The sequence below is a fragment of the Kitasatospora sp. NBC_00315 genome, assembly GCF_041435095.1.
Classification (GTDB): domain Bacteria; phylum Actinomycetota; class Actinomycetes; order Streptomycetales; family Streptomycetaceae; genus Kitasatospora.
Window position 1 is genome coordinate 2,051,647 of the sequence record NZ_CP108025.1, and the last position, 24,101, is coordinate 2,075,747.

Annotated in this window: 7 protein-coding genes; 4 read left to right on the forward strand and 3 right to left on the reverse strand. The window is 73.2% G+C overall.

Annotated elements, in window-relative coordinates; genetic code table 11:
• Positions 1-28: 28 nt before the first annotated feature.
• The 4 genes from OG823_RS08285 (at position 29) to OG823_RS08300 (ending at position 20,697) form a co-directional block, all read left to right on the forward strand.
• Positions 29-11,446 carry an amino acid adenylation domain-containing protein gene (locus tag OG823_RS08285; protein WP_371478781.1) on the forward strand — a complete coding sequence of 3,806 codons (11,418 nt, stop codon included), beginning with the start codon at positions 29-31 and terminating at the stop codon, positions 11,444-11,446.
• Entirely contained in the window at positions 11,443-18,612 is a 7,170-nt protein-coding gene (locus tag OG823_RS08290; RefSeq protein ID WP_371478783.1) for an amino acid adenylation domain-containing protein, read from the forward strand. The genes OG823_RS08285 and OG823_RS08290 overlap by 4 nt, the downstream gene beginning before the upstream one ends.
• A 407-nt stretch (positions 18,613-19,019) precedes the next feature.
• The gene (locus tag OG823_RS08295) at positions 19,020-19,403 is read left to right on the forward strand and encodes a nuclear transport factor 2 family protein (protein WP_371478785.1); all 384 of its coding nucleotides are present in this window, start codon (positions 19,020-19,022) and stop codon (positions 19,401-19,403) included.
• Between the two features lie 220 nt (positions 19,404-19,623).
• Positions 19,624-20,697 carry a branched-chain amino acid aminotransferase gene (locus OG823_RS08300; RefSeq protein WP_371478787.1) on the forward strand — a complete coding sequence of 358 codons (1,074 nt, stop codon included), beginning with the start codon at positions 19,624-19,626 and terminating at the stop codon, positions 20,695-20,697.
• Between the two features lie 106 nt (positions 20,698-20,803).
• Here the strand turns inward: OG823_RS08300 and OG823_RS08305 are convergent, their stop codons facing one another.
• The 3 genes from OG823_RS08305 to OG823_RS08315 form a co-directional block, all read right to left on the reverse strand.
• Complete coding sequence (locus OG823_RS08305) at positions 20,804-21,883, reverse strand: LuxR C-terminal-related transcriptional regulator (protein ID WP_371478788.1); 1,080 nt, start codon at positions 21,881-21,883, stop codon at positions 20,804-20,806.
• Positions 21,884-22,205: 322 nt separating this feature from the next.
• The gene (locus OG823_RS08310; RefSeq protein WP_371478790.1) at positions 22,206-23,711 is read right to left on the reverse strand and encodes a helix-turn-helix transcriptional regulator; all 1,506 of its coding nucleotides are present in this window, start codon (positions 23,709-23,711) and stop codon (positions 22,206-22,208) included.
• A 55-nt stretch (positions 23,712-23,766) separates the two neighbouring features.
• Complete coding sequence (locus OG823_RS08315) at positions 23,767-23,961, reverse strand: hypothetical protein (protein WP_371478791.1); 195 nt, start codon at positions 23,959-23,961, stop codon at positions 23,767-23,769.
• Positions 23,962-24,101: the final 140 nt, after the last annotated feature.

The window sequence follows — 24,101 nt, forward strand, 5'->3', positions numbered from 1 at the left end:
AGCCCTAGTCCTGACAGAGGTGGAGAAGATGATCCCCGCGTGGCGGCAGTTGCTGATCGACTGGAACGACACCGCAGCCGAGTACGACTCGGCCCGCACCGTTCACGAGGTGTTCGAGGAGCGGGTCACGGCCGCTCCGGAGGCGACCGCCCTGGTCTTCGAGGAGACCTCGGTGTCCTACCGGGAGCTGAACGCCCGGGCGAACCGGCTGGCCCGCCACCTGGTGGAGCGCGGCGTGGGCCGGGGCTCGGTGGTCGGCGTGTTCCTGGAGCGCGGGATCGACCTGGTGGTCGCCACCCTGGCGGTGCTCAAGGCCGGCGCCGGGTACACCCAGCTCGACCCGAAGTTCCCCGCCGAGCGCCTGGCGGGCCTGCTGGAGCAGACCGGCTCCACGCTCGTGGTGACCCGGACGGCACTGGGTGATCGGCCGGGCCTGCCGGAGCTGTCCCTGGTGTCGGTGGACGGGGAGGCGGAGTCGATAGCCGGGCGGGAGTCCGGCGACCTCGGGGTCGAGGTGTCGGTGGAGGACGTCGCCTGCGTGATGTTCACCTCCGGCTCCACCGGCCGCCCCAAGGGCGTCATCGCCCCCCACCGCGCGGTGGTCGGCACCTTCCTCGCCCAGTCCTACGCCGACTTCGGCCCCGGGATGCGCGTCCTGCAGTGCGCCCCCGTCTCCTGGGACGCCTTCGCCCTCGAACTCTTCGGCGCCATCCTCTTCGGCGGCACCGCGGTCCTCCAACCCGGCCAGGACCCGGAGCCCGCCGTCATCGCCCGCCTCATCGCCCAGCACCACATCACCACCGTCCACGTCTCCGCCAGCCTGCTCAACTTCCTCCTCGACGAGTACCCCGGCGTCTTCACCGGCGTCCGCCAGATCATGACCGGCGGCGAGGCCGCCTCCGTCGCCCACGTCCGCCGCGCCCTCACCGACTACCCCGGCATCCGACTCGTCAACGGCTACTCCCCCGCCGAATCCATGATCTTCACCACCACCCACACCATCACCACCACCGACACCGAAACCGGCACCATCCCCGTCGGCAAACCCATCACCAACAAACGCGTCTACGTGCTGGACGCGGCCATGCGCCCGGTGCAGGTCGGTACCGTCGGCGAGCTCTACATGGCCGGCGTGGGGCTGGCCCGCGGCTACGCCAACCGGCCCGACCTCACCGCCGAACGCTTCGTCGCCCACCCCTGGGGCAACCCCGGCGAACGCATGTACCGCACCGGCGACCTCGTCCGCTGGACCACCGACGGCACCCTCGAATACGCCGGCCGCGCCGACACCCAGGTCAAGATCCGCGGCTTCCGCGTCGAACCCGCCGAGATCGAGACCGTCATCGGACGCCACCCCCACGTCGTCCAGTGCGCCGTCCTCGTCCGCGAGGACCGCCCCGGCGACAAACGCCTCACCGCCTACATCGTCCCCACCCCCGACCGGAGCATCGAGGTTCAGGAGCTGCGGGCGCACACCGCGCAGGCCCTGCCCGAGTACATGGTGCCCGCCGCCTTCGTCACCCTCCAGACGCTGCCGCGCACCGCCAACGGCAAGCTCGACCGCCGGGCCCTTCCCGTACCGGAGTACGTCGCGGCCGCCGCCGGCCGCCCGCCCCGCACCCCGCGCGAGGAGATCCTCTGCGGTCTCTACGGCGAGATTCTCGACGTCCCCGCCGTCACCGTCGACGACAGCTTCTTCGACCTCGGCGGCCACTCCCTGCTCGCCGCCCGCCTGATCAGCCGTGTCCGCAAGCTGCTGGGTGTCGAGCTGGCGATGCACACCCTGTTCGAGGCGCCCACCGTCGCGGAGCTGGCCGAGCACCTCGCATCGGCCACCGCCGAGGACACCCGCCCCGTGCTGGCCCGTGCCGAGCGGCGGCCGGAGCGCATGCCGCTCTCGCCCTCCCAGCAACGCCTCTGGTTCATCGATCAGTTGGACAACGGCAGCGCCACCTACAACGTGGTCCGCGCGGTGAAGGTCCGGGGCGGGTTCGACCACGGCGTGCTCGCCGAGGCGCTCACCGACGTGGTCGCACGGCACGAGAGCCTGCGCACCGTCTACCAGTCGGTCGACGGGCGGCCGATCCAGTGGGTGGTGCCCGCCGAGGCGGCCCGGCCGGTGGTCGAGCACGCCGACTGCCCGGCCGAGGAGCTGCCCGCCCGGATCGCCGCCGCGACCGGGTACACCTTCGACATCGCCGCCGAACTCCCTCTGCGGGCCTGGGTGTTCCGGCAGTCCCCGACGGAGCACGTGGTGGTGCTGGTGCTGCACCACATCGCCACCGACGGCTGGTCGATGGCCCCGCTGATGGAGGACATCACCACCGCCTTCGCCGCGCGGTCCACGGGCGGCGAGCCGCTCTGGGACGAACTGCCGGTCCAGTACGCGGACTACACCCTCTGGCAGCGCGAGCTGCTCGGCGACGAGGACGACCGGGAGAGCCGCTCCGCCCGCCAGCTCGCCTACTGGGAGGAGCGGCTGAGCGAGAGCCCGGAGGAACTGCGGCTGCCCTACGACCGGCCGCACCCCACCACACCGAGCGGGCGCGGCGGTGTCGTCCCGCTGCGGCTGGACGCCGAGCTGCACGCGCGTCTGCTGGAGGTGGCCCGCGCCAACCACGCCACCCTGTTCATGGTGCTGCAGTCGGGGCTCGCCACGCTGCTCACCCGGCTCGGCGCCGGCACCGACCTGCCGATCGGAGCGGTCACCGCGGGCCGCACCGACGAAGCACTGGACGACCTCGTCGGCCTGTTCCTGAACACCCTGGCCCTGCGCCTGGACACCTCGGGCAATCCGACCTTCGCCGAGCTGCTCGCCCGGACCCGCGCGGTCGACCTGGCGGCGTACGCCCACCAGGACGTCCCCTTCGAGCGGCTCGTCGAGGTGCTGAACCCCGTCCGGTCACTGGCCCGCCACCCGCTGTTCCAGGTGATGTTCGTCCTGCAGAGCAACGACCGCGGCCGTCTGGAGCTCACCGGCGCCGAGGTGGAGGTCGAGGCCGTCCGCACCGGTCAGGCCAAGCTCGACCTGCTGATCGAGGCCACCGAGGAGGCCACGGCCGACGGCGGACCGGGCGGGATCGAGGTGGTCCTCGACTACGCGCTGGACGTCTTCGACCGCTCCACCGTCGAACGGCTGGCCGCCGCCTACCTCCGGGTGCTGGACACCGTCTCCACCGGCACCGATCGGCGGATCGACTCGATCGAGGTGATGTCGGTCGAGGAGCGGTACCAGGTGTTGGAGGGGTTCAACGACACGGCGGCGGAGTACGACGCGGCGCTCGGCGTCCACCAGGTGTTCGAGCAGCGGGTCGCGGCAGCCCCGGACGCGGTGGCGCTCGTCTTCGAGGACACCACCCTCACCTACGGCGAGCTGAACGCCCGCGCCAACCGCCTCGCCCGCCACCTACTGGCCCGCGGCGCCACCCGGGGCGCCATCGTCGGCATCCACCTCGAACGCGGCATCGACCTCGTCGTCGCCACCCTCGCCGTCCTCAAGGCCGGCGCCGGCTACACCCAACTCGACCCCAGGTTCCCCGCCGAACGCCTCACCGGCCTGATCCACCAGACCGGCACCACCCTGCTCATCACCACCCACACCCTCACCGACCGACTCACCCTCCCCGGCCTCACCCCCCTGTGCCTCGACACCGAAGCCGACGACATCGCCCGACACGACCCCACCGACCTGCCCAGCACCACCACCCCGGACGACGTCGCCTGCGTGATGTTCACCTCCGGCTCCACCGGCCGCCCCAAGGGCGTCATCGCCCCCCACCGCGCGGTCGTCGGCACCTTCCTCGCCCAGACCTACGCCGACTTCGGCCCCGGGACGCGCGTCCTGCAGTGCGCCCCCGTCTCCTGGGACGCCTTCGCCCTCGAACTCTTCGGCGCCATCCTCTTCGGCGCCACCGCCGTCCTCCAACCCGGCCAGGACCCCGAACCCGCCACCATCGCCCGCCTCATCCAGGAACACCACATCACCACCGTCCACCTCTCCGCCAGCCTGCTCAACTTCCTCCTCGACGAATACCCCGGCGTCTTCACCGGCGTCCGCCAGATCATGACCGGCGGCGAAGCCGCCTCCGTCACCCACATCCACCGCGCCCTCACCGACCACCCCGGCATCCGACTCGTCAACGGCTACTCCCCCGCCGAATCCATGATCTTCACCACCACCCACACCATCACCACCACCGACACCCAAACCGGCACCATCCCCGTCGGCAAACCCATCACCAACAAACGCGTCTACCTCCTCGACACCACCCTCAACCCCGTCCCCATCGGCGTCACCGGCGAGATCTACATGGCCGGCACCGGCCTCGCCCACGGCTACACCGGCCAACCCGACCTCACCGCCGAACGCTTCATCGCCCACCCCTGGGGCAACCCCGGCGAACGCCTCTACCGCACCGGCGACCTCGGCCGCCGACACCCCGACGGCACCATCGAACACGCCGGCCGCGCCGACTCCCAGATCAAGATCCGCGGCTTCCGCGTCGAACCCGCCGAGATCGAAACCGCCGTCGGACGCCACCCCGACGTCGCCCAGTGCGCCGTCCTCGTCCGGGAGGACACCCCGGGAGACAAGCGCCTCACCGCCTACGTCGTCCTCGCCCCGGACCGGAGCGTCGAGGCCCAGGCACTGCGCGCCCACTGCGCCGACCTGCTCCCCGAGTACATGGTCCCCGCCGCCTACGTCCAGCTCGACGCCCTGCCGCGCACCGCCAACGGCAAGCTGGACCGTCGCGCCCTGCCCGCCCCCGAACACACCACCGACGCTCAGGGTCGCGCACCGCGCACCCCGCGCGAGGAGATCCTCTGCGGCCTCTACGCGGAGATCCTCGACCTCCCCGCCGTCACCATCGACGACGGCTTCTTCGACCTCGGCGGCCACTCCCTGCTCGCCGCCCGCCTCATCTCCCGCATCCGCACCACACTCGGCGCCGAACTCACCATGCGTGCCCTCTTCCAGGCTCCGACGGTGGCCGGCCTGACCGGCCGGCTGGAGCGGAGCGCCGCCGTCCGGCCCGCGCTCGTCCCGCAGCAGCGCCCCGAGCCGATGCCGCTCTCCTTCGCGCAGCAGCGGCTCTGGTTCATCGACCAGATCGAGGGCCCCGACGCCACGTACAACATCCCGCTCGCCGTCCGGCTGCACGGCGCGATCGACCGGCCGGCGCTCGCCCTGGCGCTGGCCGACGTGGTCGGCCGGCACGAGGCGCTGCACACCCGGTACCCGGCCGTCGACGGCACGCCGTACCAGCAGCTGATGGACGCCGACGAGCGCTCGGTGCCGCTCGCGCACACCTGGTGCGCCGAGGAGGAGCTGCCCGTCAGGCTCGCGGCCGACGCCCGGCGCCCCTTCCATCTCGGCAGCGAACTGCCCTTCCAGGCGACCCTGTTCAGCGTGACCGAGCAGGACCACGTGCTGCTGCTGGTGCTGCACCACATCGCCGGTGACGGTTGGTCGATGGGCCCGCTGCTGCGGGATCTCACCACCGCGTACAGCGCGCGGATCGCGGGGGCGGAGCCGCAGTGGCCGCAACTCCCGGTCCAGTACGCCGACTACGCCCTGTGGCAGCGCGAGCTGCTCGGCTCCTCCGACGATCCGGACAGCCTGCTCTCCTCCCAGCTCGCCTACTGGGTCGACCAGTTGGCGGACCTGCCGGGGGAGATCGCGCTGCCGCGCGACCTGGCGGCGCCCGCCGTCGCCTCGCACCGGGGCGCCGCCGTCCCGCTGGTGCTCGACGCCGGGTTGCACACCCGGCTGCTCGAACTCGCCCGGGCCCACCAGGTCACCCTGTTCATGGTCCTCCAGGCCGCGTTGGGCGCGACCCTGACCCGATTCGGGGCCGGCACGGACCTGCCGATCGGCTCACCGGTCGCCGGCCGCACCGACGAGGCGCTGGACGACCTGGTCGGGTTCTTCGTCAACACGCTCGTGCTGCGCACCGACACCTCCGGCGACCCGACCTTCGCCGAACTCCTCGACCGGGTCCGGGAGACCGACCTCGGCGCCTACGCCCACCAGGATCTGCCGTTCGAGCGGCTGGTCGAGGCGCTCAACCCGGTCCGGGCCGAGGGCCGGAACGCGCTGTTCCAGGTGATGCTGGTGCTGCAGAACGCGGACGCCGGCGCCCTGGAGGTCGACGGACTGCGGGCCCGGGTCGAGCGGCTCGCGGTCGACCGCGCCAAGTTCGACCTCACCATCGGCGCGGTCGAGACCCACCTGGCCGACGGAGCGCCCGGCGGGATCGAGGTCTGCTTCGAGTACGCGACGGATCTGTTCCTGCCGGCCACGGCCGAGCGGCTCGCGCACGCGCTGGTCCGCACGCTCGCGGCGGCCGCCTCGGACCCGTCCGTGCGGGTCGGCGCCCTCCCGGTGCTGTCCGAGGACGAACGCCACGACCTGCTGACGGGCTTCAACGACACGGCGGCGGAGTACGACGCGTCGCTCGGCGTCCACCAGGTGTTCGAGCAGCGGGTCGCGGCAGCCCCGGACGCGGTGGCGCTCGTCTTCGAGGACACCACCCTCACCTACGGCGAGCTGAACGCCCGCGCCAACCGCCTCGCCCGCCACCTACTGGCCCGCGGCGCCACCCGGGGCGCCATCGTCGGCATCCACCTCGAACGCGGCATCGACCTCGTCGTCGCCACCCTCGCCGTCCTCAAGGCCGGCGCCGGCTACACCCAACTCGACCCCAGGTTCCCCGCCGAACGCCTCACCGGCCTGATCCACCAGACCGGCACCACCCTGCTCATCACCACCGAGCGGCTCACCGACCCGCTCCGGCTCCCCGGCACCACACCCGTCCACCTCGACACCGAGGCCGCGGCCATCGCCGGCCAGGACTGCACCAACCCGGACGTGCCGGTGTCCGTCGAGGACGTCGCCTGCGTGATGTTCACCTCCGGCTCCACCGGCCGCCCCAAGGGCATCCTCGCCCCCCACCGCGCGGTCGTCGGCACCTTCCTCGCCCAGACCTACGCCGACTTCGGCCCCGGGACGCGCGTCCTGCAATGCGCCCCCGTCTCCTGGGACGCCTTCGCCCTCGAACTCTTCGGCGCCATCCTCTTCGGCGCCACCGCCGTCCTCCAACCCGGCCAGGACCCCGAACCCGCCACCATCGCCCGCCTCATCGCCCAGCACCACATCACCACCGTCCACCTCTCCGCCAGCCTGCTCAACTTCCTCCTCGACGAATACCCCGGCGTCTTCACCGGCGTCCGCCAGATCATGACCGGCGGCGAAGCCGCCTCCGTCACCCACATCCACCGCGCCCTCACCGACCACCCCGGCATCCGACTCGTCAACGGCTACTCCCCCGCCGAATCCATGATCTTCACCACCACCCACACCATCACCACCACCGACACCCAAACCGGCACCATCCCCGTCGGCAAACCCATCACCAACAAACGCGTCTACCTCCTCGACACCACCCTCAACCCCGTCCCCATCGGCGTCACCGGCGAGATCTACATGGCCGGCACCGGCCTCGCCCACGGCTACACCGGCCAACCCGACCTCACCGCCGAACGCTTCATCGCCCACCCCTGGGGCAACCCCGGCGAACGCCTCTACCGCACCGGCGACCTCGGCCGCCGACACCCCGACGGCACCATCGAACACGCCGGCCGCGCCGACTCCCAGATCAAGATCCGCGGCTTCCGCGTCGAGCCCACCGAGATCGAGACCGCACTGCTGCGACACCAGGGCGTGAGCCAGGCCGTGGTGACGGTCCGCGAGGACACCCCCGGCGACAAGCGCCTCACGGCCTACCTCGTCACCGGCCCCGGATCCGACCTCGACAGCAGGGCCCTGCGTACCCACTGCGCAGGGCTGCTGCCCGAGTACATGGTCCCCGCCGCCTTCGTCATCCTCCAGACGCTGCCGCGCACCGCCAACGGCAAGCTCGACCACCGGGCCCTGCCCGCACCCGAACACACCACCGACGCGCAGGGCCGCGCACCCCGCACCCCGCGCGAGGAGATCCTCACCGCCCTGTACGCGGAGATCCTCGGCCTCCCCACCGTCACCATCGACGACAGCTTCTTCGACCTCGGCGGCCACTCCCTGCTCGCCGCCCGCCTCATCTCCCGCATCCGCACCACACTCGGCGCCGAACTCCCCATCAGGGCCCTGTTCCGCACGCCCACGGTCGCCGGCCTCGCCGAGCACCTGGAGACCTCGGCCGACGACCACCTCCGCCCCGCCCTCACCCGCGTCGAGCGGCGCCCCGACCGGCTCCCGCTCTCCCCCGCCCAGCAACGCCTCTGGTTCATGGACGGGATGGAGCAGGGATCGGTCTACAACGTGCCGGTCACCCTGGCCCTGCGCGGCGAGGTGGACGCCGGGGCGCTCGACGACGCGCTCGGCGATCTGCTGGAGCGCCACGAGAGCCTGCGTACCCGCTTCCCCTCCCAGGACGGCGGGCCCGTCCAGCACGTCACCGGCCCGGCCGAGGCGCGGGCGGAGTTCGTCCTGCGCCGCACGCGGTGCTCGGCCGGGGAGGTCGAGGGCCTGGTGGCGGCAGCCGCCACCCACCGCTTCGACCTCGCCGAGGAACTGCTGCTGCGGGCGCACCTGTTGTCCGTCTCGCCGACCGAGCACACGCTGGTGCTGGTCCTGCACCACATCGTCAGCGACGGCTGGTCGATGTGCCCGCTGCTGCGCGACCTGGCGCAGGCGTACACCGCGCGGGCCGAACCGGGCACGGCCCCGCAGTGGGACGAACTCCCGGTCCAGTACGCCGACTACACGCTCTGGCAGCGCGAGCTGCTCGGTGACGAGGCGGATCCGGGGAGCACCTTCCGACGCCAGGTCGACTACTGGACGAAGCAGTTGGCGGACGTACCCGAGGAACTCACCCTGCCCCTGGACCGGCCGCGCCCCGCCGTCGCGGGCCACCGGGGCGGCCTGCTCTCGGTCCGCACCGGAGCGGAGCTGCACGCGGGTCTGCTGGAGCTGGCCCGCACGCGCCGGGTCACCCTGTTCATGGTCCTCCAGGCCGCGCTCGCGACCACCCTGACCCGCTTCGGGGCCGGTACCGACCTGCCGATCGGCTCACCGATCGCCGGCCGCACCGACGAGGCGCTGGAGGACCTGGTCGGGTTCCTGGTCAACACGCTGGTGCTGCGCACCGACACCTCCGGCGACCCGACCTTCGCCGAACTCCTCGACCGGGTCCGGGAGACCGACCTCGCCGCCTACGCCAACCAGGACATCCCCTTCGACCGGCTGGTGGAGGTGCTCAACCCGACCCGCTCGCTCGCCCGGCACCCGCTGTTCCAGGTGATGCTGGCCCTGCAGAACGTCCGGCAGGCGCAGCTGGCGCTGCCCGGCATCGAGGTCGAGCAGGCGCCGGTCTCCACCGGCGGTGCCAAGTTCGACCTGATGGTCGCCGTGGCCGAGGCACAGGACACGGCCGGTGCGCCGCTGGGCCTGACGGTCGCGGTCGAGTACGCCACCGAGCTGTTCGACGCCCGGACCGCCGAGCGGCTGGCCGACGGCCTGCTGCGGGTGCTGGAGAGCGCCGTGGCGGGCGCGGACGTCCCGCTGAGCTCCTTCGAGGTGATGGCGCAGGAGGAGCGGCGGCTGGTCCTGGAGGGCTGGAACGACACCGGCGCCGACTACCCCGCCGAGCGCTCCGTCCAGGAGCTCTTCGAGGAACAGGCCGCCCGGTTCCCGCAGGCCACCGCGCTGCTCTTCGAGGGCGTCGGTCTCGGCTACGCCGAGCTGAACGAACGTGCCAACCGTCTCGCGCACCACCTGCGAGCCTGCGGCGTCGGCACCGACCAGGTCGTCGCCGTCCACCTCGAACGCGGCCCCGACCTCGTGGTCGCCCTGCTCGCCGCCCTCAAGGCCGGCGCCGGGTACACCCTGCTGGACACCGACTACCCCCGGGAACGGCTCCAGGCCGTCCTGGAGGACACCGGGGCGCCCCTCGTCGTCACCCGCGCCGCCCTCGCCCCCGCCCTCGCCGCCCTGCCCGTCCGGCTGGTCGACATCGCCGACCCCGCCGTAGCCGCGCAGCCCGCCACCGACCCCGCCGTGCCCACCCCGCCCGACGCCATCGCCTGCGTGATGTTCACCTCCGGCTCCACCGGTCGTCCCAAGGGTGTCGTCGCCTCCCACCGCACCATCGCCCGTACCTTCTTCGCCCAGACCTTCGGCCGCTTCCACCCCGGCGAGGTCCACCTCCAGTGCGCCCCCGTCTCCTGGGACGCCTTCGCCCTCGAACTCTTCGGCGCGCTCCTGCACGGCGGCACCACCGTCCTGCATCCGGGGCAGAAGCCCGAGCCGGCGGTCATCGCCGAGCTCGTCGCCGCGCACGGGGTGACCTCGATGTTCCTCTCCGCCGGCCTGTTCGCGGTGATGGTGGACGACTACCCGCAGATCTTCGAGGTGCTGCGCTGCGTCTCCACCGGCGGGGAGGCGCCCTCGCTCGCCCACCTGCGGCGGGCCAGGGCGGACTTCCCCGGCCTGCGGCTGGTGCACGCCTACGGCCCGGTCGAGAGCATGGTCTTCGCCACCCAGCACGAGGTCGGCCCGGCCGACCTCACGGCGGCCGTGGTCCCGATCGGCGCCCCGATCCCGAACTCCGCCACCTACGTCCTGGACGGCGCGCTGCGCCCCGTCCCGGTCGGCGTGGTCGGCGAACTGTACATCGCGGGGCCCGGGTTGGCGCGCGGCTATGCCAACCGGCCCGACCTGACCGCGGAGCGCTTCGTGGCCGGCCCCCACCTCGGCGGCGCACGGATGTACCGGACCGGCGACCTCGTGCGCTGGAACGCGGCGGGCGAGCTGGAGTTCACCGGACGGGCGGACGCCCAGGTGAAGATCCGCGGCTTCCGGATCGAACCGGCCGAGATCGAGTCCGCGCTGCTGCGGCACCCCGGTGTGGGACAGGTCGTGGTGATGGTCCGCGAGGACCGGCCGGGCGACAAGCGGCTGGTGGCCTACCTGGTGGCCGCCGCCGGGCGGGAGCTGGATCCGGCCGCCCTGCGCGGCCACGCCGTCGAGGCCATGCCCGAGTACATGGTCCCGTCCTCCTTCGTCGTGATGGAGGCACTACCGCTCGGCGCCACCGGCAAGGTGGACCGCAAGGCACTGCCGGCACCGGACTACGGCGCCGAATCCCAGGGCCGCGAACCCCGCAACCCCCGGGAGGAGATCCTCTGCGGGCTGTACGCCGAACTCCTGGGGCTGCCCGCCGTCACCATCGACGACAGCTTCTTCCGCCTCGGCGGCCACTCCCTGCTCGCCGCCCGGCTGATCAGCCGCGTCCGCACCGCGCTCGGCGCGGAACTCCGGATGCGCACCCTCTTCCAGAGCCCGACCGTCGCCGAGCTGGTCGAACGACTCGGCGACGCTTCCGACACCCCTCGGCGCGCCCGTCCGGCGCTGCGCCGGCGCTCCCGGAACGGAGAGAACGGATGATCCCGCTGTCGTACGCCCAGCGGCGCCTCTGGTTCATCGACCGCTTGGAGGGGCCGAGCGCCACCTACAACGTGCCGGTGGTCCTGCGCCTGACCGGCGAGCTCGACGTCCCCGCGCTGCGCGGCGCCCTCGCGGACGTGGTGGCCCGCCACGAGAGCCTGCGCACCCTGTTCCCCGAGCAGGACGGCCACCCCTACCAGCACATCCTCGATCCGGCCGAGGCCGTCCCGGCCCTGGAGGTGATCCGCACCACGGAGACCTTCCTCGCCCGCCGGCTCCAGGACGCCTCCCGGTACGTCTTCGACCTGGCCGGTGAAGTCCCCCTGCACGCCCGGCTGTTCGCGGTGGGGCCGCGGGAGCACGTGCTGCTGGTGGTGATGCACCACATCGTCAGCGACGGCTGGTCCCTCGGACCGCTGCTGCGCGACCTGACCGAGGCGTACACCGCCCGCCGCGGCGGCGGCGAGCCGCAGTGGGACGAACTGGAGGTCCAGTACGCCGACTACACGCTCTGGCAGCAGGAGCTGCTCGCCGACGAGGAGGACCCGGGCAGCGTCGCCGGGAGCCAGCTCGCCCACTGGAAGGAGCAGTTGGCGGACCTCCCGGAGGAGCTGCGGCTCCCGCTGGACCGGCCGAGGCCCAGCGTGCCGAGCTTTCGCGGCGACTCGGTGCTCGCCGAGACCGGGCCGGAGCTGCACCACCGGCTGCAACAGCTGGCCGGCGACGAGAACGCCACGCTCTTCATGCTGCTCCAGGCCGCCTTCTCGGCGGTGCTGAGCCGCTTCGGCGCCGGGACGGACGTCCCCCTCGGCACCCCGGTGGCGGGCCGCCCGGACGAGGCACTGGAGGACCTGGTCGGGTTCTTCGTCAACACGCTGGTGCTGCGCACCGACACCTCCGGCGACCCGACCTTCCGCGAGCTGCTCGGCCGGGTCCGCGACACCGACCTGGTCGCCTTCGAGAACCAGGACATCCCGTTCGACCGGCTGGTGGAGCTGCTCAACCCGGTCCGTTCCGGCTCCCGGCACCCGCTGTTCCAGGTGATGCTGGTCCTGCAGAACAACGCCCAGGGCGAGCCGGCCCTGCCGGAGCTGGAGGTCCGGGGGGAGACCACCTCGACCGGCGCCGCGAAGTTCGACCTGACGATGGCCGTCCGCGAGCGCTTCGACACGGACGGCCGCCCGCAGGGGCTGGCCTTCGGCCTGGAGTACGCCACCGACCTCTTCGATGCGGGCACCGCCGAACGGCTGCTCGCCGCGACCCTCCGGTTGCTGGCCGCCGTGGCCGGCGCGCCCGACGCGCCGATCGGACGGCACGGCGTCCTGGCCGAGGAGGAGCTGCACCAACTGCTGGTGGAGTGGAACGACACCTCCGCCGAGTACGCCTCGGACCGCTGCGTCCACGAGCTCTTCGAGGAGCAGGTCGCGCGGACCCCGGACGCGGTGGCGCTGGTCTTCGAGGACGTCTCGGTGTCCTACCGGGAGCTGAACGCCCGGGCCAACCGGCTGGCCCGCCACCTGGGCGAAAGCGGCATCGGCCGGGGCTCGGTGGTCGGCGTGTTCCTGGAGCGCGGGATCGACCTGGTGGTCGCGACGCTGGCCGTCCTCAAGGCCGGCGGCGGCGGCTACACCCAGCTCGACCCGAAGTTCCCGACCGACCGGCTGACCGCCGTGCTCGGCGAGATCCGCGCCGAGGCCGTGGTCACCTGCGACGAGCTGGCGGACCGGCTGGCGGATTCGGGCGCCCGGTTGCGGTACGTCCGGGTGGACGGGGAGGCGGAGTCGATAGCCGGGCGGGAGTCCGGCGACCTCGGGGTCGAGGTGTCGGTGGAGGACGTCGCCTGCGTGATGTTCACCTCCGGCTCCACCGGCCGCCCCAAGGGCGTCATCGCCCCCCACCGCGCGGTGGTCGGCACCTTCCTCGCCCAGTCCTACGCCGACTTCGGCCCCGGGATGCGCGTCCTGCAGTGCGCCCCCGTCTCCTGGGACGCCTTCGCCCTCGAACTCTTCGGCGCCATCCTCTTCGGCGGCACCGCCGTCCTCCAACCCGGCCAGGACCCGGAGCCCGCCGTCATCGCCCGCCTCATCGCCCAGCACCACATCACCACCGTCCACGTCTCCGCCAGCCTGCTCAACTTCCTCCTCGACGAATACCCCGGCGTCTTCACCGGCGTCCGCCAGATCATGACCGGCGGCGAAGCCGCCTCCGTCGCCCACGTCCGCCGCGCCCTCACCGACTACCCCGGCATCCGACTCGTCAACGGCTACTCCCCCGCCGAATCCATGATCTTCACCACCACCCACACCATCACCACCACCGACACCGAAACCGGCACCATCCCCGTCGGCAAACCCATCACCAACAAACGCGTCTACGTCCTGGACCACGCACTGCGCCCCGTACCCCGAGGCGTCACCGGCGAGCTCTACATGGCCGGCGTGGGGCTGGCCCGCGGCTACGCCAACCGGCCCGACCTCACCGCCGAACGCTTCGTCGCCCACCCCTGGGGCGACCCCGGCGAACGCATGTACCGCACCGGCGACCTCGTCCGCTGGACCACCGACGGCACCCTCGAATACGCCGGCCGCGCCGACTCCCAGGTCAAGATCCGCGGCTTCCGCGTCGAACCCGCCGAGATCGAGACCGTCATCGGACGCCACCCACACGTCGTCCAGTGCGCCGTCCTCGTCCGCGAGGACCGCCCCGGCGACAAACGCCTCACCGCCTACATCGTCCCCACCCCCGACCACGACCTGAGCAGTCAGGCCCTGCGCACCCACTGCGCCGACCTGCTCCCCGAGTACATGGTCCCCGCCGCCTTCGTCCGACTCGACGCCCTGCCCCGGACCAACAACGGCAAGCTGGACCGCCGCGCGCTGCCCGCACCCGCCTTCGGCGCGGACTCCCACGGACGCGCGCCCCGCACCCCGCGCGAGGAGATCCTCTGCGGCCTGTTCGCGGAGATCCTCGACCTCCCCGCCGTCACCATCGACGACAGCTTCTTCGACCTCGGCGGCCACTCCCTGCTCGCCGCCCGCCTCATCTCCCGCATCCGCACCACACTCGGCGCCGAACTCGGCATCCGGACGCTGTTCCGCACGCCCACCCCCGGCGGCCTCGCCGACCACTTGGACAGCGCCACCACCCAGGACAGCCGCCCCACCCTGCGCCGGACCGAGCGGCCGGAACGCCTCCCGCTCTCCCCCGCCCAGCAACGCCTCTGGTTCGTCGGCCAGTTGGAGGGGCCGAGCGCGACCTACAACCTGCCCGCCGCGCTGCGCCTGCGGGGCGCACTGGACCGGCCGGCGCTGACCGAGGCACTGGCCGATCTGATCGGACGCCACGAGGCCCTGCGCACCCGGTTCCCCGCCCAGGACGGGCAGCCCGCCCAGGAGATCGTGCCGACGGCCGAGGCCCGTGAGCTGCTCCCGCTGCCCGTGACGGAGCTCGTCCCGCGACCGGGGGAGGACCCGGAGGAGGCGCTCACCCGCGCGGTGGACGCGGCCTGCACCGGGGTCCTCGACCTCGCCACCGGGCTGCCGCTGCGCACCGAGCTGATCCGCGTCGCCGAGGACGACCACGTCCTCGTCCTGGTGATGCACCACATCGCCAGTGACGGCTGGTCGCTGGGCGTCCTGCTCCGGGATCTGACCGCCGCCTACCGGGCGCGGCGCTCCGGCGAGGCGCCCGACTGGGAGCCGCTGCCGGTCCAGTACGCCGACTACACCCTCTGGCAGCGCGAGCTGCTCGGCGACGACGAGGACGGATCGAGCCGCGCCAACCGCCAGAGCACCTACTGGAAGGAGCAGTTGGCCGGCCTGCCGGAGGAGACCAGGCTGCCGGTCGACCGCCCGCGCTCCCCCGTGCCCAGCCACCGCGGCTACGCCGTGAAGGCGCTGCTGGGCGCCGAGCACCACCGCGGACTGGAGCGGCTGGCCCGCAGCGGCCAGGTCACCATGTTCATGGTGCTGCAGGCCGCCCTCGCCACCCTGCTCACCCGGCTCGGCGCCGGCACCGACCTGCCGATCGGCTCCGCGATCGCCGGCCGCAACGACGAGGCACTGGACGACCTGGTCGGGTTCTTCGTCAACACGCTGGTGCTGCGCACCGACACCTCCGGCGACCCGGCCTTCACCGAACTCCTCGGCCGGGTGCGGGAGACCGACCTCGCCGCGTACGCCAACCAGGACATCCCCTTCGACCGGCTGGTGGAGGCCGTCAACCCGGCCCGCTCGCTGGCCCGGCACCCGCTGTTCCAGGTGATGCTGGTCCTGCAGAACCAGCAGAGCCCCGGCGGCGGGCTGGACTTCGGCGACGTCCGGGCCGAGCCGATACCGGTCGGCCGTGGCTCCTCGAAGTTCGACTTCACCGTGGGGGTCGAGGAGTTCCGCGCCGAGGACGGCTCCGCCGGCGGCATGGAACTGCTGCTGGACTACTCCACCGACCTGTTCGACGAGTCGACCGCGACCCGGATGATCGACTCCCTGGTCCGGCTGCTGGAGTCGGTGGTCGCCGAACCGGGCCTCGCGATCAGCCGGTTGGAGATCCTCTCGGACGCCCAGCACGCCGAGCTGACCGCGACGCCCCCGGCCCCGCGGCTGCCCGACACCACCCTGTGGCGGCGGTTCGCCGAGCGTGCCGCCGAGGCACCGGAGGCCACCGCCCTGGTCTTCGGCCGGCAGCGCCTCGGCTACCGCGAACTCGCCGAACGGGCCGGTCGGCTGGCCCACCACCTGGCGGCGAACGGGGTCCGCCGGGGCGATCTGGTCGGGGTGCACCTGCACCGCGGTCCCGACCAGGTGGTGGCCCTGCTGGCGGCCCTGGCCGCCGGCGCCGGATACACCATGCTGGACACCGAGTTCCCGCCCGAACGGCTGTCCGCCGCGCTGGCCGCGACCGGCGCCGCGCTCGTGGTGACCGAGCCCGCCCTGCGGGAGCGGTTGGACACCGGCGCGACCGTGGTCGACGTCGACGATCCGGTGCTGGCCGGCCTCCCGGCACGGGCGCCCGACGGACCGTCGCACCGGTCGACGGCCGAGGACATCGCCTGCGTGATGTTCACCTCCGGCTCCACCGGCACGCCCAAGGGCGTCGCCGCCTCGCACCGCGCCCTGCTGGCCACCTATCTCGACCAGGACTACGCGGACTTCGGCCCCGGCGAGGTCTTCCTGCAGTGCTCGCCGGTGTCCTGGGACGCCTTCGCCCTGGAGCTGTTCGGCGCCCTGCTGCACGGCGGCACGGTGGTCCTGCAGCCCGGGCAGCGGCCCGAGCCCGCCGAGGTGGCCGCGCTCACCGCCGAGCACGGGGTGACCATGCTCCAGCTGTCCGCCAGCCTCTTCAACTACCTGGTGGACGAGCACCTTCCGGAGCTGGGGAGCGTCCGCACCGCCTTCACCGGCGGGGAGCCCGCCTCGGTGGCGCACCTACGGTCCGCACTGGCGGCCCGGCCGGACCTCCGGGTCGTCAACGGCTACGGACCGGCCGAGAGCATGGGTTTCACCACCTGCCGGACGGTGCTCGCCCAGGACACCCGGGGCGTGTCCGTCCCGATCGGGGTCCCGGTCACCCACAAGCGGGCGTACGTGCTCGACGCCGCACTGCGGCCGGTGCTGCCCGGTGTGGTCGGCGAGGTGTACCTCGGTGGCGCGGGCCTGGCACACGGCTACCTGGGCCGGCCGGGAACCACCGCCGAGCGCTTCGTCGCGGACCCGTACGGGCCGCCCGGGGCCAGGCTGTACCGGACCGGCGACCTGGCCCGCCGCCGCGCCGACGGCGTGCTGGAGTACGCCGGACGCGGGGACGAGCAGGTCAAGGTCCGCGGCTTCCGGGTGGAGCCCGCCGAGGTGGAGGCCGCCCTGGCCGCGCACCCCTCGGTCGCCCAGGTCGCCGCCGTGGTCCGGGAGGACCGGCCCGGTGACCGCTGCCTGGTGGCGTACGCCGTCCCGGCCTCCGGCCACCGGATCGATCCCGCCGCGCTGTCCGCCCACGCCCGCGACCTTCTGCCCGACTACCTCGTCCCGTCCGCCGTCGTCCCGCTGGACGCGCTGCCGCGGACGGCCAACGGCAAACTGGACCGGCGCGCCCTGCCGGCTCCCGTCCACCGCGCCGCCGAGGACGGCCGGGCCCCCCGAACTCCGCGCGAGGAGGTGCTCTGCGGCCTGTTCGCCGAGATCCTCGGCCTGCCCGCGGTGACCATCGACGACAACTTCTTCGAACTCGGCGGCCACTCCCTGCTCGCCGCCCGCCTGGTCGGCCGGCTCCGCGCCGTCCTCGGTGAGGACCTGACCGTCCGCCGGCTGTTCCTCGCGCCCACCGTGGCCACCCTGGTCGAACAGCTCGGGGCACCCCGGGCGGACGGGCCGGACGCCCTGGGCGCGGTGCTGGCGCTACGCCGGACGGGCACCCTGGAGCCGCTGTTCTGCCTGCACCCGGCGGCCGGGATCAGCTGGGTGTACGCCGGGCTGCTCCCCTACCTGGATCCGCAACGGCCGCTGTACGGCCTGCAGTCACCCGCTCTGACGGCGCCCGGCACGACGCCGGGGACAGTCCGCGAGCTCGCGGCGCAGCACCTGCGGGAGATCCGGCGGATCCAGCCGCACGGCCCCTACCACCTGCTCGGCTGGTCCTTCGGCGGCGTCCTCGCGCAGGAGCTGGCCGTCCGGTTGCAGGCGGACGGCGAGGAGGTCGCCCTGCTGGCCCTCCTGGACGGCTATCCGGGGCAGAGCCCGCAGGACGGCGGGGTGCCGGACCCGCGCTCGCCCGAACTGCTCGCCGCACTGCTGGACTCGCTCGGGCTGCCCAGGCCCGCGTCCGGGCCGGTGGGCCCGCAGGACCTGGTCCGGCTGGCCGCCGACCGCAGCAGCCCGCTGGCCGGCCTCGACCGGGAGCAACTGGTGACGCTCGCCGAGGTGTTCGCCGCCAACATGGCGCTCGGCGGACGGGCGGCCCCTGACCACTTCACAGGTGACCTGCTGTTCTTCCAGGCCACCCGGGGCCGCACCGCCGACTCGCCCGATCCCGCCGGTTGGCGGCGGCACACGGGCGGCCGGATCGACCTGCACGAGGTGCCCGTGCCGCACGGAGCCATGACCACGCCGGCGGCCCTGGCGTTGATCGGCCCCGTACTGCGCGCCCGGCTGCGCGCCGCCGACCCCGTCCCGCACTGACCCTGCGGTCCGGGCCGGACCGGGTCGGCGCACGCCGGTCCGGCCCGGCGTGGTCCGGCCCGGCGTGGTCCGGCCCGGCGTGGTCCGGCCCAGCCCGGCCCGGCGTGGCGCGGCCCAGCCCGGCGTGGCGTGGCGCGGCCCAGCCCGGCCCGGCGTGGCGCGGCCCAGCCCGGCCCGGCGTGGTCCGGCCCAGCCCGGCCCGGCGTGGCGCGGCCAAGAACCCGGGCGCAGCACACCCGTGATTCCCGGCGGATTCGTTCGCCTCGGCTAATTCCCGGGGTCCGGATTCACCGGCCCCAGCGATTGACCCGGCTTTTCCCGGGGCCTTTCCGGAATTACGGGAACGGCCCCGGAAAATCCGCCGAGAAATTCCCCCGACCGTCTTGACCGACTCCCAGGAGAGCATCATGCTGAAGCAGGCAGAGAACACCAGCCGCACCGCCGAGGACCAGGTCCGCACCTACTACGACCTGGTGGACGCCGGGGACGTGGCCGGCCTGGTGGCACTGTTCACCCCCGAGGCGGTGTACTTCCGCCCGGGTTACGAACTCCCGTTCGCCGGCCACGCCGAGATCGCCGCGTTCTACACCTCCGGCCGGATCATCGACACCGGCTCGCACAGCCTGGCCCAGGTGGTCACCGACCGGAACGGAGTCGCCGTCCACGGCGAATTCCGGGGAATTCTCAAGGACGGGACGAGGGTCGCCTTCCGCTTCGCCGACTTCTTCGCCCTCGCGGCCGACGGCCGCTTCTCCCGCCGCGACACGTTCTACTTCATGCCCCCGGCCTGACCGGTCCGCTCCCCGGGCCTTCCCGGACCGCCTCGCCCGGGCCGCACCGCCCGGGCCGGCTCCCCAGCCCACGAGCCCCGGCCCGCACCACCGGGCCGGCGATGCCCCGGTCCACCGGGTACCCGCCCGGCACACGTACCCCCGAATGAGCCTCGCACCCGCGCCACGTACACCCGAACACCCTCCCCCGACAGCCCGCACAGACCCGAGGAGCCCGATCATGACCATCCAGGACACCAGCCTGCCGACCGCCGCCTCCACCCAGCTGCGCCCCGTCCACGGCGAGCTGTTCACCGACCACATGGTGAGCATCACCTACTCCCCCGAGTCCGGCTGGTCCCGCCCCGAGCTGCGGCTGCGCGAGGATCTGGCGATGAACCCGGCGATGATCGGCCTGCACTACGGCCAGGTGATCTTCGAGGGGCTCAAGGCCTACCGCCAGACCGACGACAGCATGGCGCTCTTCCGTCCCCGGATGCACGCCGCCCGCTTCCGCCGCTCGGCCGCCCGGCTCACCATGCCCGAGATGCCCGAGGAGCTGTTCCTGCGGGCCGCCGAGGAGGTCGTCGCCGCCGACGCCAACTGGCTCTCGGACGACCCCGAGCTCAGCATGTACCTGCGCCCGCTGCTCTACGGCACCGACGCCAGTCTCGCCCTGCGCCCGTCCCGCGAGTACCAGTTCCTCATGATGGCGTTCATCACCGGTGCCTTCTTCGGCGCCGGGGTGAAGCCGGTCAAGGTCTGGATCAACCACGACTACCCCCGGGCCGCGCCCGGCGGCACCGGCGACGTGAAGTGCGCCGCCAACTACGGGCCGGCCTTCCGTGCCCAGATGGCCGCCGAGGACGCCGGCTGCGACCAGGTGGTCTGGCTCGACGCGGTGGAGAAGCGCTGGATCGAGGAGATGGGCGGCATGAACCTCTTCTTCGTCCGGGGCAGCGGCCGCGACGCCACGGTGGTCAGCCCCCAGCTCACCGGTACGCTGCTGCCCGGCGTCACCCGCAACACCCTGCTGTCGCTGGCCGCTCGGCTGGGCTACACGCCCCGCGAGGAGCGCATCGCGCTGGACCAGCTGCGGGCCGAGGCCGCGGCCGGTGTGATCACCGAGATGTTCGCCTGCGGCACGGCCGCCGTGGTCACCCCGGTCGGCGAGGTGCACGACCGGATCGGCGGCGACTTCAGCGTCAACGGCGGCGCGGCCGGCCCGGTCACGCTGTCCCTGCGCAAGGCGCTGACCGACCTGCACCACGGCGTGACGGCCGACCCGGAGGGCTGGCTGCATCGGGTGAAGTGACCGGCCGTCGGCTCCCGCAGCACCGACGCCGTACCAGGGCCGGGTGTTCCGCGCAGTGGCGGAACTCCCGGCCCGGTGTGCGTCCCGGGCGGCCGCGCGGCGGGGCTCAGCCGGCGCCCTCGACCGGCTTCAGCGTGAGGACGGAATCACCCTCGCTGTGCGGGCGATGACCGAAAACGTTCCGCTCGCTGATCAGGAAGCCCAGATGCACGCGGCTGCGGGCGCCGAGACGCTCCATGACCTCCGCGATGTGCCGTTGGCAGGTCCGCAGCGAGATGCCCATCCGGCGGGCGATCACCTTGTCCTCCAGCCCCTGGGCGAGCATCCGGATGACGGCCATCTTGATGTCCGTCGAGATCGCCACCACCTGGTCCCGGTCGTAGCGGCTGGGGAAGGGCAGCGCCATCGTCCAGGCCCGTTCGAAGGTGGCGGCGGCGAACCCCACCAGGTTGGGCTCCTGGACGATGAGGGCCCCGAGCGGATCGTCGCGCAGCGGGAGGATCGCGGTGTGCTGATCGAAGACGATCATCCGCATGAACCCGTCGCCCAGCGTCCTGATCTCCGCCCCGAGCGGCACGACGTGTTCGGCGTACATGATGGTGGCCGGGCTGAACTGGGCCGTGTGCTGGTAGAGCGTGCGCATGCCGACGCCGCGCTCCAGGAGTGCCTCGGCCTTGGCCAGCGACTCCTGCAGGACCTCCTCGTCCCGGGCACCGCCGGGCTGGGAGGTCATCACCTCCCGCTGGCAGTCGGCGGCCAGCTCGGTGATCACCCGCCGTACCTCGGCGAGGTCCGTGACGACCCGGACCGCCTCGACCCGCAGGTACTGGGCACTGCCCCGTTCGTAGATGTCCTGAAGCGGCGCCAGGTCGGCCCGGGTCGCCTCCATCTCGCGCTGCAGTCGCGAGATCTCCTGCTCGATCGAGGCCACCAGGCCCTGGTACACCAGGTGCGGTGAGACCGGGACGAGTTGCCCCGGCTCGGCCACGGAGTCGCGGAGCAACTGGAGGGCGAGCAGCCGCTCGACCGCGGGCTCGCCGGGCGCCTCGGGTTCGAGGCGCCCGAGCACCGCGCGCAGGGCGTCCGGAGTGATCGAACCGGCCTCGACGGCGTGGGCGTAGGCGAGGGCCTCCGCGCGGGTCAGGCGCGGCGTGCCGGCGCCCGGCGTGGACGACGTGGTCTCCAAAGGTGATCTCTCCCCCTCCGTCACGGTGCATGGCGGCTCGACCGCTCCCGTTCCGGCGCCGGCCGCGCCGGGTCGGCACGGGCTCGGGGCGGCACGGGGAGGGCGACATACGGGGCTGCCCGGTGCGCAGGCGTACGACTGGTCGAGCCGTGGACAAGTCGTCAAGGGTCCCACATTTTGCTGACAATCACTCCACATAAGTCGAATGCTGTTCGAGTGTCCTGAGCATTCCGGCCACCGCCGCCCCGGGCGGGGAGAACCCGTCCGCCGGGCCTCGGAGCGGCCCGTCCGCCGGGTGTCAGAACGGCCCGTCCGCCGGGTGTCAGAGCGGCCCGTCCGCCGGACGGTGGCTGAGAGCCAGCCGCAACAGCGGCGGTACGGTGAACCGGTCCTCCTCCTCGTACCCGCAGTGCCGGACCAGCCCGCGCACCATCAGCTGGTGGACCGCCCGGCTCAGCCCGGCCAGGGTGCCGCCGACCAGGACGTGCGCGTCCTCGAGGGTCCAGGGGCCCGGCAGTCCGGCCAGGCAGCGCAGCAGGAGTGCGGGCTCCGGCTCCAGAGCGTCGAAGGTCCGCCGCAGGGAGGCCCGCAGCGAGGGGCCCGACACCGAGGAGGGCGCGCTCAGCCCGAGCGGATCGGCCCGCAGGTGGTCCAGCAGCTGCTGGGGCGAGTACATCAGGCACCATTCGGCCGCGTAGGTGATCGCCCGGGGGATCCCCTCCAGCAGGCGGCACAGTTCGAGGACCGCTTCCAGCCGCGGGCCGTCCAGTGCGAATCCCGGGCGGACCCGCCGCATGTGGGTGGCGAACAGCCGGACGGCGGCGGGGGCCCCGGCGTCCGTGGTCCCACCGCCGAGGGCCTCGGCTCCCGGAACTTCGGCGTCCGGGGATTCGGCGTCCGGGGACGGGGCGGACGCGGACGCGATGGCGCCCGGGGCTCCGGTGGCGGCCGCAGCGGGCGCGGGCCCGGGTACCGGCAGCGGGGCCAGCGCGAGCACCTGCTCGCCCTGGACGGCGATCGGCTCCAGGCCGGTGGTGACCACGCGCAGCCCGGGGCAGCGCTGGAGCAGCTCGGTCAGCCGATCGCCGGGCACCTGGCCACGGATCAGCCCGTCGAGCACCAGCACGCTGTTGCCCACGCCGAGCAGCGGGAGGACCTCGGCCCATGCCCCGGCGGCGTGCTCCGCGCGGCCGGTCAGGATCCTGACCACCTGCCGCAGCAGCGGTGGCGGCTCCGGGACCTCCCAGCCGATGCCGGAGGGTTCGGCCGGCGACAGGTGCCGGGCGTCCAGCCAGAGCACGGGCCAGCCGAGTTCGTCCCGCAGGACACAGGAGGCTTCGAGCGCGAGCCGGCTGGAGCCCACTCCGCTGACACCGACGACGGACACGATGCACTGCCGGTCGAAGCCCAACGCCCTGGTGAGCCACTGAAGTTCGTCCTCGCGCCCGATGATGGCGCCGTCCGGGGTGGCCAGCGCGAGCGGGATCGGACCGAGCGCGGGCGGCTGCTCCCGTTCGGTGGCGGCCGGCTCGTCCGGTATGGGCAGGCGCAGGGCCGCCTGCTCCATGGCCCGGCGTTGCGGCTCGGCGAGCCGCAGGGCGTCGGCCAGCAGCCGGGCGGTCTCGTGGCGGGGCCGGCGGACCCGGCCCGCCTCCAGGTCGCGGATGGAGCGCACGCTCAGCGCGGAGAGGTCGGCGAGCTGACGCTGCGTCATACCCGCCCGGTGGCGGTAGGTCCTGATCAGTTCACCGAGGCCGTCGGCCGCGGGGGGCGGCGGGTTGCTCGGGAACACGGGCTGTGGTGCGGGGTTCGGCGCGAGGTGCGTCACTGTGCTACTCCCTCCTGGGGTCTTCGGCCTGTCCGGGACGCGTGCACCGGGGTGCTCAGCCCCAGCCGAGGTCGTTGCCGGTGGCGGTCGGCGAGGGGGTGGGGACGACCTGGACGGTGCCGACCGAGTCGGCGGCGGGACGGTTGGTGACCCCGTTCGCGGGTGCCGGCTGGGCGAGGGCGGCGACGGCGAGACCGGCGGCGACGAGGACAGAGGCGGCGGCGAGGCGGATGCGGGCAGCAGCAGACATCGGAACCATCCTGATTTGGTGTGGTGGTCCGGGGAACTCCCGGCACAATCAGTCTGTTTGAGCGCCGCGGGCCCGGACAGGCGTCGAAGTCCTCGCGATTACGCCATGGCACGAATGCGAGGGGGTGCCCCCGGCGGCCC